Below are 11,412 nucleotides of genomic sequence, written 5' to 3' on the forward strand. Positions count from 1 at the left end.
CTACTCCCCTACTCCCCTACTCCGTGAGCATCATGCCCTACCAATCCCCGATCTCCCCCGGCCGTTCCTGGTACGAGGACACCGCCGGCCCGCGACCCGAGTATCCGGCGCTGGACGGCGACCGCAGCTGCGACGTCGTTATTGTCGGGGGTGGTTTCACCGGCTTGTCGGCGGCGGCGCATCTGGCCAAGGCGGGCACCAATGTCGTTTTGATCGAGGCGTATCGCTTTGGAGACGGCGCTTCCGGGCGCAATGGCGGCCAGCTCGGCACCGGGCAGCGCGCCTGGGCCGAGGAGCTGGAGGCCGAATACGGGTTTTCCCGGGCCAAGACACTGTTCGATCTCGCCGAGGAGGCGAAGGCGCACCTGTTCGAATTCGCAGCCGCCAACCAGATCGAAATAGACTACATGCCGGGCCAGCTCTCGGTTGCGCACAAGCCGCGCTACGTCGACGACTACAAGGCGCATGCCGAGATCATGGCCGGCCGCTTCTCCTATCCGCATATTTCGTTCATGGATGCGACGGAAACTGCGCAGCGGCTGGGCTCGACAGCCTATTTCGGCGGGACGCGCGACACCGGCACCGGCCATATCCATCCGATGAAGCTGGTGATCGGCACGGCGCGGGTGGCGGCACAGGCCGGCGCCCAATTGTTCGAAGCGACGCCGTCGACCGGCATTGTTTCGAGCGGCGGCACAGTGAAGGTTTCGACAGCCAAGGGGACGATCACAGCGCAGAAATGCCTGATCGCGGTCAATGCCTATGGCGGCACGCTCGAACCGGTAAGTGCCGCGCACATCATGCCGATCGGCTCGTTCATCGGCGCGACCGTGCCGCTTGGAGCGGATTCGAACGTGCTGCCGGGCGGCGAGTCGGTCGATGATTCCCGCTTCGTCGTGCGCTATTTCCGCAAGTCGAGGGACGGCCGGCTGCTGTTCGGCGGGCGCGAGGTCTATGGCGTCAACGATCCCAAGGACATCCATATCCATATCCGCCGCCAGATCGCGGAACTCTATCCCGCACTGAGGGACGTCGAAATCACGCATGGCTGGGGCGGCTATGTCGGCATCACGGTGCCGAGAAAGCCGTTCGTGCGGGAAGTGATGCCGAATGTGATCTCCGTCGGCGGCTATTCCGGCCACGGCGTCATGCTGTCGAACTTCTTCGGCAAGCTCTATGCCGAAACGGTAGCCGGCAACCGCGACCGGCTGAAGCTCATCGAGGATCTGAAGATTCCGCCGTTTCCCGGTGGCCGGCGCTTGCGCGCGCCGCTGCTTTTCCTGGCGCTCAACTGGTTCGCGTTGCGCGACAGGATTTAACAATTGTTGAGTAATATCATGGGGGCTGCGACATCCAAGCGTTGCAGAATCTTCAGCAATGGCGCACTGATGCCACAATCGCGGGCAAAAAGTGCATTCTCTGGGCGAATATAGACGGGGATTTTCTGCGGGCCCGCCCGCTGTTTGATTTGGGACCGGTGTGATCGACGCACACGTTGCGGTGTTTGATCGAAGAACATCGGCCCCTTATGGAGGTGGCAAGAGTGAGAGAGCCCTTCAGTTTCGGTGCTCCGGAACGTCGGCGCTTTGCCATGCAGTTCGGCTACGACATGCGTCCGTCATTCTGGCAGGAAGTCCGTTCGAACTCGCATCTGGTGATTGCCGCGGTCGGCACGGCCGCGCTGCTCGGCGTGGCCGCGGTGGCCCTTTGGCTGGCGTTGCCGGCGAACGAGCGGCAAGCGGTTGCCAATCCAGAGCAAGCCATTCCAGCCGTTCCTGTGAAGACGACGAAGATCGCGCCGGCGGGGATCACGGTGGCCGCGGCGGCCGTGCCGCAAGCAGCGCGAAAATCCGACCAGGTCTCGCCGACCGTGGCTGTCGCGGAAGCCGCCATTCCGGCGCTCGCGGCGAACGACCCGCGCTGGACCGCTTCCCAGTCGAAGACCGCACCGGCTTCCGAGCCTGCCGCTTCCGGCCAGTCGACGAGCAAGGCCGGGCAGACGGCTGACAAGCCGGCGGCGGCCGCGGCGTTCGCGCAACCCGCTGCCGACACCGACGCGGCCGCCGAGCTCGCCAAGGTCGCCGCACCGGCTCCGGCGGCGGGCAGCACTCCCGATGGCGCGCAGACCGCCGCCATTCCTGCCGCGCAACCACAGCAGGCTGCGGCGCAGCAGGATGATGACAGCAAGGCCGAACCGCGCAAAGCGGCCGCGGCTGGCACCGGGCGCATCCTCAGGGCCGTGACCATGCGCAGCGGCCCGAAGAAGAATGCAGCCGCCATCGTCACGGTGCCCGCCAAGACCTCGGTGCAAGTGATGAGCTGCAAGCGTTGGTGCCAGATCGTCTACAACGGCAAGACAGGCTGGGTCTACAAAACCTACATCAAGACCGGCGCCTGACGCGCCAGCGCCTCGATCAAGCCAGGTACGGCCGGGCCGATGGTTGGGGGCAGCGATGACGATGCGTCAGATGCAGCGCCCGCCGTCGACCTCCAGCGCCACGCCGGTGATGAAGGCGGCCTCGTCGGATGCCAACCACAGGGCCGCATTGGCAATGTCGAGCGGGGTCGAAAGCCGGCCGAGCGGGATCGAGGCACGGAATTTCTCGCGGATTTCGGGTGTGTCGGCGCCCATGAACTTTTCCAGCATGCCGGTCTCGCCGGCCACCGGACACAGGCAGTTGACGCGGATGTTCTTGGGCGCGAGTTCCACCGCCATCGACTTGGTGGCGGTGATCGCCCAGCCCTTGGAGGCGTTGTACCAGGTGAGGCCGGGCCGAGGCCGCAGGCCAGCGGTCGACGCCGTGGTCAGGATGACGCCGCCGCCCTGCCGCTCCATGATCGGCACGACGGCAAGGGCAGCATGATAGATGGCCTTCATGTTGACCGATGTGATCAGGTCGAACGTTGCCTCGTCGACTTCGAGCATGTCGCCATTGCGATGGGTGAAGCCGGCATTGTTGACCATGATGTCGATGCGGCCGAAGGCGCTTTTTGCGGCGTTGACCATCTCGTCGAATTCGGAGCGCTGCGAAACGTCGGTCTGGGTCCAGATCGCCGCCTCGCCGATGTAGCCGGCTACGCGTTCGGCACCCTTGGCATTGAGATCGGCCACGACGATCCTGGCGCCCTCCTCGGCGAAGCGACGGGCAATGCCCTCGCCGAAACCCGAAGCGGCCCCGGTGACGATGGCGACCTTGTCCTTCAGACGCATGTTTTTCCGCTCCCTGGGTTCATCGCGTGGCTTTTACCGCGGGCTGCCGGCGGCATGGCCTGTGCCGCAACAGGCAGAGCGCTGATTCTCCCTTAGCTTTCGTCACATTCACGTCCTATGCTGCAACTGCGAAGGCTTGGCGGAGTTGTCGTTTGCCGACAAGCCTCCGCCTGGTGCCAGTGTCAAGCACACATCTGGACCGACGCAAATATGTAGCGATCGGTCCTCGATGTGACACCATGGCACTGGAAAATTTAAATCGATTAGAATACATAAGCCGCGTACTCGCGACCGGCGTCAAAGCGGACAGACCATGACAAGCCAGATCATCCCCGTCGACCCTTTCGACTTCATCATTTTCGGTGGCACCGGCGACCTGTCGGAACGCAAGCTTCTGCCGTCGCTCTATTATCGCCAGCGCGACCATCAATTTTCCGAGCCAACCCGAATCATCGGCACGTCGCGTTCGAAGATGAGCGACGATGAATTTCGGGCTTTCGCCAAGCAGGCCATTTCCGACCACGTCAAGGCGGCCGATATCGATCCCAAGGAGCTGAAGACCTTCCTGGCGCGGCTTTCCTATGTCCCGGCCGATGCGACGAGCGGCGCGGGGTTCGACAGGCTGAAGAAGGCGATCGGCGACAGCGACTGCATCCGCGCCTTCTATCTGGCGGTGGCGCCGGCGCTGTTCGGCGACATCTCGCACAAGCTGAAAGAACACGATCTGATCACGCCGAACTCGCGCATCGTGCTGGAGAAACCGATCGGACGCGACCTCGCCTCGGCGCAGACCCTCAATGACCTGGTCGGCGACGACTTCCACGAAAGCCAGATCTTCCGCATCGACCATTATCTCGGCAAGGAGACGGTGCAGAACCTGATGGCGCTGCGTTTTGCCAATGCGCTCTACGAGCCGTTGTGGAACTCCGCCCATATCGACCACGTGCAGATCACCGTCGCCGAGACCGTCGGCCTGGAAGACCGCGTCACCTATTACGACAAGGCCGGCGCGCTGCGCGACATGGTGCAGAACCATATGCTGCAACTGCTCTGCCTGGTGGCCATGGAAGCGCCCTCGTCGATGGACGCCGACGCCGTCCGTGACGAGAAGCTGAAGGTGCTGCGCGCGCTCAAGCGCATCAACGGCAACGAGGCGCCGAAGCACACGGTGCGTGGACAATACCGCGCCGGCGCCTCCGCAGGCGGGCCGGTGAAAGGCTATGTCGAGGAGCTCGGCAAGGACAGCAACACCGAAACCTTCGTCGCGATCAAGGCCGAGATCGGCAACTGGCGCTGGGCAGGCGTTCCGTTCTATCTCAGGACCGGCAAGCGGCTGGCAACCCGGGTCTCGGAGATCGTCATCGAGTTCAAGCCGATCCCGCATTCGATCTTCGGCGGCGACAGCGCCGGGCCGATCTTCGCCAACCAGCTGGTCATCCGGCTGCAGCCCGACGAAGGCGTCAAGCAATTCATCATGATCAAGGACCCGGGTCCGGGCGGCATGCGGCTGCGGCAGATTTCGCTCGACATGAGTTTTGCGCAGTCCTTCGACGGCCGCGCGCCCGACGCTTATGAACGGCTGATCATGGATGTCGTGCGCGGCAACCAGACGCTGTTCATGCGCCGCGACGAGGTCGAGGCCGCGTGGAGGTGGATCGACCCGATCCAGAACGCCTGGGAAAGCGCCAGGCAGGAGGCGCAGGGCTATACGGCGGGCACCTGGGGACCTTCGGCCTCGATAGCGCTTATCGAACGTGACGGACGGACATGGCACGAGAGCAATTGAACAGCGCCAGCTACCACTGGAATGGCTTTTCCGACCGCGCGGAATTGGCCGCTGCGCTGGCCGGCCGCGTCGCCGACCGCCTGGCAAAGGCAATCGCGGCGCGCGGCACGGCGTTGCTGGCCGTTTCCGGCGGCACGACGCCGGCAAAATTTTTTGCTGCCCTGTCGGGAATGCCGATAGCCTGGGACAAGGTGACGGTGACGCTGATCGACGAGCGCTTCGTGCCGGCGTCCTCGCCGCGTTCCAACGCTGGACTGGTTGCCGCCAATCTGTTGCAGAACGCGGCTGCGGCGGCACGGTTCGTGCCGCTCTACCACGAAGCCGTCAGCATCGAGGATGCCGCGGCATCGGACAATGCAGCACTCCAGTCCCTGTCCTGGCCGCTCGACGTCGCGGTGCTCGGCATGGGACCTGACGGCCACACCGCCTCATTCTTTCCCGACGCCGACGATCTTGCGAAATTGCTGGACCCGTCCTCGGACAGGATCGTGCTGCCGGTTCATGCGGAAAGCGCCGGCGAGCCGCGGCTGACCTTGTCGCTGGCGCGCATCGTCGATGCCGGCTTCCTGGCGCTGCACATAGAGGGCGAGGACAAACGCACCGCCTTCGACGGCGCGGTCGCGCCCGGTCCGCGAAAGCCGATCCGCGCCGTGCTCGACGCCGCCCCCAGGCCTGTAGAGGTTTTCTGGGCACCCTGACTCTAGACTTATCTGGTCCCGGCAAACGGCGGGAGGATGTTTCCGGGACCTCGCTTGAAAAGGACCTGATGCCATGACTGCCAGACGCGATATCGAAGCCATCACGGAGCGCATCCGCCAACGCTCCAAGCCGGGGCGCGAGCGCTATCTTGGCCGTATCGCCGAGGCATCGAACCAGACCGCCAACCGGGCGGTGCTATCCTGCGGCAACCTCGCCCATGGCTTTGCCGTGTGCAGCCCCTCCGAGAAAGTAGCGCTGGGCGGCGACAAGGTGCCGAACCTCGGCATCATCACCTCCTACAACGACATGCTGTCGGCGCATCAGCCCTTCGAGACCTTCCCGGCCCTGATCAAGGAAGCGGCGCGCGAGGCCGGCGGCATCGCCCAGGTCGCCGGCGGCGTGCCGGCGATGTGCGACGGCGTCACCCAGGGGCAGCCGGGCATGGAGCTTTCGCTGTTCTCGCGCGATGTCATCGCCATGGCGGCCGCGATCGGCCTGTCGCACAACATGTTCGACGCCGCCGTTTATCTGGGCGTCTGCGACAAGATCGTGCCCGGGCTGGTGATCGCGGCACTGACCTTCGGCCATCTGCCGGCGGTGTTCATTCCGGCCGGGCCGATGACGACAGGCCTGCCCAACGATGAAAAGGCCAGGGTCCGCCAGCTCTACGCCGAGGGCAAGGCAGGACGCGCCGAACTGCTGGAGGCCGAGTCCAAGTCCTATCATGGACCGGGGACCTGCACCTTCTATGGCACGGCCAACTCCAACCAGATGCTGATGGAGATCATGGGCCTGCACACGCCAGGCGCTTCCTTCGTCAATCCGGGCACGCCGCTGCGGGACGCCTTGACCCGCGAGGCGACGAAGCGGGGCCTGGCGATCACCGCGCTTGGCAACGCCTATACGCCGGTCGGGCGGATGATCGACGAGCGTTCGATCGTCAACGGCGTGGTTGGCCTGCACGCGACCGGCGGCTCGACCAACCATACCATTCATCTGATCGCGATGGCCGCAGCCGCCGGGATCGCGCTGACCTGGCAGGATATTTCCGACCTCTCGGAAGCGGTGCCCCTCCTGGCGCGCGTCTATCCCAACGGGCTTGCGGATGTGAACCATTTCCACGCCGCGGGCGGGCTCGGCTTTCTCATTCGCGAGTTGCTCGACGAAGGCGTGCTGCATGAAGATGTGCAGACGGTATGGGGCGAAGGCCTGCGGCCCTATGCAGTCGAGGCAAAGCTCGGTGCCGACGGCAGCGTCGTGCGCGAAGCCGCCCCGCGCGCGAGTGGCGACGCGAAGGTGCTGGCGCCGTTCAAGAAAGCCTTTCAGCCGACGGGCGGCCTCAAAGTGCTGGCCGGCAATCTCGGTCATGCCGTCATCAAGACGTCCGCGGTGAAGCCGGAACGGCGCCTCATCGAGGCGCCGGCCAAGGTGTTCGACAGCCAGCAAGGGCTGAACGAGGCCTTCAAGGCCGGCACGCTTACCGGCGACTTCATCGCAGTCATCCGCTTCCAGGGACCGAAGGCCAACGGCATGCCGGAACTGCACAAGCTGACCACCGTGCTCGGCATCCTGCAGGATCGCGGCCAGCGCGTCGCGCTGGTCACGGACGGGCGCATGTCGGGCGCCTCCGGCAAGGTGCCTGCGGCGATCCATGTCACGCCGGAAGCGGTCGAGGACGGCCCGATCGCCAGGATCCACGACGGCGACATCATCCGGCTGGATGCGGATGCCGGCACGCTTGAAGTTCTGGTACCAGCAGCGGAATTCGCGCTGCGCCGAACAGCGGAAGCCGATCTCATCGGCAATGAGTTCGGCTTCGGCCGTGAGCTCTTCGCCGGTCTCCGGCAATTGGTCGGCCGCGCCGACCACGGGGCCAGCGCGTTTGGAACCGCCTGATCCATCTGCAAGGAATTCATGAAAAAGGGCGGTTCGGAACCGCCCTTTTTGCTTCGGGAACCCCAGCCATCATTCCGCGACGGCGATCTCGGTCCGTTCGCCGGCCTTGACTGTCACCGGCATCTCCTTGTCATGACCCTCATCCGACATATGCCGGACGACGACATAATCGCCGGCCGGGATCGTCTGCTGCCAGTTGTCGCCGTAGTTGAAGCCGAGCGATTTGCGCTTGCCCTCGATGTCCTTTTTCGACGAAAGCACCTCAATCGAATAAGCGCCGGGCGCCGATATTGCGAGCACACCCGCATCGAGCACGACCTTCACATCCAGGCTGTCGCCGGCCTTGATGCTGAAAGGCTGCTCGACGACGGCGAGATCGAGCGTTGTCACCGCCACATAGTCGTCGGGCGGCAGCCAGAACTTGCTGTCGGCCCCATAGGAGTGCTCGACGCTGTCGCGGCTGCCGTCGATCTTCTTCTTCGCCTTGACGATCTCAAAGCCGATGGCCGAATTGTCGGCCTTGTCGCCGCCCGATGTATAATAGGCATTGAGCACGGCCTGGCCGACGCCGACCACGAGGTCCTTTTCAACGGTCTGCCCGGGGGCGAGTTGGATTGTTTGCGTCACCGTGCCGGCGCCGATCTGCACCGTGACCTTCTGTTCGCCCGCCGGCACGATGGCCTGGGTGTCGCCGTAATGGGTGGTGCTGCCACCGGGATAGGCGAAATCGACGCGGGCTTCGCTGCTGATCTCGGCGCCTTGGCTTGCATGTGGGTGGATGATCAATGTGCCGGCGTTCAGGGTGAAGAGCGGCTTATAGATCTGGCCGGCTTCGATCTTGACCTTCTGCTCAACCTTGGCTTCGTCGTCGCGCGCAACGACGATATAGTCGCCGGGATCGAGATTGCCGTTATAGGTGCCGTATTCGGTGGTGACGGACTCGCCGCGCGAGCCGTCAGGGTTGGCTTTGTAAATCTCCCACGCATTGCCGTCGGTGATCGGCTCGCCGCCTTCGGCCATCACCACGCTCGGCTGGAAATTGAAAACAGGCCTTGCGGGCTCCGGTGCAGGTGCAGGCGCAGGCGCCGGTTCGGGTGCAGGGGCCGGTTCGGGTGCCGGTGCGGCGACGGTTTCGACCAAAGCTTCCCGCAGCGCCTTCTCGTCCGACGCCTGGATGTACTTGCCGCCGGTGTTGTCGGCGAGGCAAGCAATCTGCTTGCCTTCGTCGGCCGTAAGGCCAAAGCCGACAACGTCGGCTGTGAAATCGACGCCGGACGATTCGAGTTCCTTGCCAAGCGCGCAAGGGTCGCCGCCACAGGTCTCGAGCCCGTCGGTGATGAGAACGACGGTCGCCTTGTCCTCGGTGTATTTCAGCGCTTCGGCCGCCTGCCTGACGGCTGATGTCAGCGGCGTCTTGCCGAGGAATTTCATGCTGTCGGCCGCGGCCGAAATCGCGCTCGCCGAGCCGGCCTGCGGCGGTACGATCAGCTGGATGTCCTCGCAACTGCCTTTCTCGCGATGGCCATAGGCCATGAAACCGAGTTCATCGTCGGCGGGAACCGATTGCAGCACGCTTCTCAGCGACTCACGGGCGATTTCGAGCTTGGGCCTGCCATCGATCTGCGCCCACATCGACCCGGAAGCGTCGAGGATGACAATGACCTTGTTCGCGGCAAAGCCGAATGTCGTCATCGACAAAAGGAGAAACGCCGCAGCGACGCTCCGTGCAAGTCCCGCCATCGAAATCTCCTGAGTAGCCGCTCCGTCCGCCGGCTGAAGCTATTTGAGCCCACCTTGGGACACAAGCCCGGACGCGGCTTGTCCGCGGCTTAGTAGGTGGTGCGGCGCTCTTCGGAAGGCGGGCGGCCAAACTGCAGCCGATAGCTCTGGGCAAAATAGGAATGCGAGGTGAAGCCGGTGGCGATCGCCACGTCGAGGATCGGCATGTTGGTCTGGCGCAACAATTCGCGCGCCCGCTCCAGCCGCAGCCGCATGTAGTAGCGGCCGGGCGTGACGTTGAGGTGGCGCAGGAACAATCGCTCTACCTGACGCACCGAAAGGCCAGCCGATTTGGCGAGTTGCACCGCCGAGAGCGGCTCGTCGAGATGGTCGGCCATCAGCTCGACGATGCGCCTGAGCTTCTCCGACTTGCCGGTGAGGTCGCGCTCCGGCCCGACGCGCTGGCGGTCGCCGGCCGAGCGGATGCGCTCGTGCTGGAACTGATTAGCGACGCCATTGGCGAGGTTCGAGCCGAAGTCGCCGCGCACGATCTCCAGCATCAGGTCGATCGAGGTGGTGCCGCCGGCGCAGGTGTAGCGCTTGCGGTCGATCTCGAAGACGTTGCCAGTGCAGTTGATGTCGGGAAAGCGCTCGACGAAGCCGGCGCGGTTCTCCCAATGGATGGTGCAGCGATAGCCGTCGAGTTGGCCGGCCTCGGCCAGCAAATAGGATCCGACCGACAGCGCGCCGAGCGCATTGCCGCGCCGGCCCCAGCTGCGTAGCGCCGCCAGAACCTTGCTCTTGCCGGGAAATTCCGTGGTCAACCCGACCGAGACGAAGAGGATGTCGACCGGCGGCAGGTCGGCAACCGCATAGTCGATCTTGAGCGGCAAGCCGTTGGACGCCATCACCGGATCGCCATCGGCCGATACCGTCGTCCAGCCGTAGAAATCGCGGCCGAGCAGCCGGTTCGCCGAACGGAACGTGTCGATCGCGGCGGCCAGCGAGAACATGGAGAATTTATCGACCAGCAGGAACGCGAATTGCCGGCCGCCTTGAACGGGATCATTCATGACCGGCCGTTCCAAGGGAATAGTTGGGTTCGGCAAAGCTGCTGCTTTCTGGTGGTCAGAAGGAGGGCCGTTTCAACCCGGCCGCAAGGTAGGCGGAGGCTAACGTATTGGCCATCAGCATGGCAATGGTCATCGGCCCGACGCCGCCGGGCACGGGCGTGATGGCGCCGGCGGCCTTGGCCGCTTCGGCATAGGCGACATCGCCGACGAGGCGGGATTTGCCCTCCCCCTTCTCCGGGGCCGGGATGCGGTTGATGCCGACGTCGATGACGGTTGCGCCGGGCTTCACCCAATCGCCCCTGATCATCTCCGGCCGGCCAACGGCGGCGACGAGAATGTCGGCGGTGCGGGCCAGCCCCGGCAGATCCTTCGTGCGGCTGTGCGCGATGGTGACGGTGCAATTGGCGGCGAGCAGGAGATTGGCCATCGGCTTGCCGACGATGTTGGAACGGCCGACGACGACGGCATTGAGGCCCGACAGGTCCTTGCCGCGCACGCGCTCGATCAGGAGCATCGAGCCGGCGGGCGTGCAAGGAACGAAAGCGGTGTCGAGTTCGCCGGTGCCGAGCTTGCCGACATTGATGAAATGGAAGCCGTCGACATCCTTGTGCGGCGCGATCGCCTGGATGACCTTGCCGGCATCGATGTGGGCGGGAAGCGGAAGCTGCACCAGGATGCCGTTGATGGCGGTGTCGGCGTTGAGGTCGGCGATGATCTTGAGCAGCGCCTCCTGCGAGGTATCCGCCGGCAACGTGTGCTGGACCGAATGAAAGCCGCATTCCTTGGCGGTGCGGGATTTGGAGGCGACGTAGACCTGGCTCGCCGGATCCTCGCCGACGATGACCACGGCGAGGCCGGGCTGGACATTGCCCTTGGCGACAAGCTCGGCGGTCAAGGTCTTCACCGTCCGCACCACGTCTTCGGCAACGCTTTTGCCGTCAATCACTTCGGCCATATGAATCACCCCTCGATACGTTCCGCCAAACCGGCCGCGTCCGAAAATGCGGCGCTTTGGATCCTTTTCTCAA

Annotated in this window: 9 protein-coding genes; 5 read left to right on the forward strand and 4 right to left on the reverse strand. The window is 64.3% G+C overall.

Annotation, left to right across the window (positions count from 1 at the left end; translation table 11 throughout):
- Positions 1-32 precede the first annotated feature (32 nt).
- Complete coding sequence (locus FJ964_RS23690) at positions 33-1,319, forward strand: FAD-binding oxidoreductase (RefSeq protein ID WP_140552642.1); 1,287 nt, start codon at positions 33-35, stop codon at positions 1,317-1,319.
- A gap of 224 nt (positions 1,320-1,543) precedes the next feature.
- On the forward strand, positions 1,544-2,398 hold the full coding sequence (locus FJ964_RS23695; protein ID WP_140552643.1) for an SH3 domain-containing protein: 855 nt from the start codon (positions 1,544-1,546) through the stop codon (positions 2,396-2,398).
- A 66-nt stretch (positions 2,399-2,464) separates the two neighbouring features.
- Here FJ964_RS23695 and FJ964_RS23700 read toward each other — a convergent pair whose 3' ends face one another.
- Positions 2,465-3,211 carry an SDR family oxidoreductase gene (locus tag FJ964_RS23700; protein WP_140552644.1) on the reverse strand — a complete coding sequence of 249 codons (747 nt, stop codon included), beginning with the start codon at positions 3,209-3,211 and terminating at the stop codon, positions 2,465-2,467.
- Between the two features lie 313 nt (positions 3,212-3,524).
- Between FJ964_RS23700 and zwf the strand changes: the two genes are divergently transcribed.
- From zwf to edd, 3 genes are all read left to right on the forward strand, one after another.
- Complete coding sequence (zwf, locus tag FJ964_RS23705; protein WP_140501096.1) at positions 3,525-4,997, forward strand: glucose-6-phosphate dehydrogenase; 1,473 nt, start codon at positions 3,525-3,527, stop codon at positions 4,995-4,997.
- Entirely contained in the window at positions 4,979-5,695 is a 717-nt protein-coding gene (pgl, locus tag FJ964_RS23710; protein ID WP_140552645.1) for a 6-phosphogluconolactonase, read from the forward strand. Before zwf ends, pgl begins: the two co-directional genes overlap by 19 nt.
- Before the next feature lie 73 nt (positions 5,696-5,768).
- A complete protein-coding gene (edd, locus tag FJ964_RS23715; RefSeq protein WP_140552646.1) occupies positions 5,769-7,592 on the forward strand; it encodes a phosphogluconate dehydratase in 1,824 nt (607 codons plus the stop codon).
- Positions 7,593-7,661: 69 nt separating this feature from the next.
- On the opposite strand, the gene FJ964_RS23720 is transcribed toward edd, so the two are convergent.
- The 3 genes from FJ964_RS23720 to folD form a co-directional block, all read right to left on the reverse strand.
- Positions 7,662-9,332, reverse strand: a complete 1,671-nt coding sequence (locus FJ964_RS23720; protein WP_140552647.1) for a VWA domain-containing protein — start codon at positions 9,330-9,332, stop codon at positions 7,662-7,664.
- An 89-nt stretch (positions 9,333-9,421) separates the two neighbouring features.
- Entirely contained in the window at positions 9,422-10,384 is a 963-nt protein-coding gene (locus FJ964_RS23725) for a GlxA family transcriptional regulator (RefSeq protein WP_140501084.1), read from the reverse strand.
- A gap of 55 nt (positions 10,385-10,439) precedes the next feature.
- Positions 10,440-11,339: a bifunctional methylenetetrahydrofolate dehydrogenase/methenyltetrahydrofolate cyclohydrolase FolD gene (gene folD / locus FJ964_RS23730; protein WP_140552648.1), complete on the reverse strand. Its 900-nt coding sequence runs from the start codon at positions 11,337-11,339 to the stop codon at positions 10,440-10,442.
- Positions 11,340-11,412: the final 73 nt, after the last annotated feature.

Source organism: Mesorhizobium sp. B2-3-2 (assembly GCF_006442295.1).
In the GTDB taxonomy this organism is placed as follows: Bacteria; Pseudomonadota; Alphaproteobacteria; order Rhizobiales; family Rhizobiaceae; genus Mesorhizobium.

Excerpts from the sequence above, each read along its gene's own strand:
- FJ964_RS23690 (WP_140552642.1), top strand. The coding sequence starts at position 33 with ATGCCCTACCAATCCCCGATCTCCCCCGGCCGTTCCTGGTACGAGGAC.
- FJ964_RS23700 (WP_140552644.1), bottom strand. The coding sequence starts at position 3,211 with ATGCGTCTGAAGGACAAGGTCGCCATCGTCACCGGGGCCGCTTCGGGT.
- zwf (WP_140501096.1), top strand. The coding sequence starts at position 3,525 with ATGACAAGCCAGATCATCCCCGTCGACCCTTTCGACTTCATCATTTTC.
- pgl (WP_140552645.1), top strand. The coding sequence starts at position 4,979 with ATGGCACGAGAGCAATTGAACAGCGCCAGCTACCACTGGAATGGCTTT.
- edd (WP_140552646.1), top strand. The coding sequence starts at position 5,769 with ATGACTGCCAGACGCGATATCGAAGCCATCACGGAGCGCATCCGCCAA.
- FJ964_RS23720 (WP_140552647.1), bottom strand. The coding sequence starts at position 9,332 with ATGGCGGGACTTGCACGGAGCGTCGCTGCGGCGTTTCTCCTTTTGTCG.
- FJ964_RS23725 (WP_140501084.1), bottom strand. The coding sequence starts at position 10,384 with ATGAATGATCCCGTTCAAGGCGGCCGGCAATTCGCGTTCCTGCTGGTC.
- folD (WP_140552648.1), bottom strand. The coding sequence starts at position 11,339 with ATGGCCGAAGTGATTGACGGCAAAAGCGTTGCCGAAGACGTGGTGCGG.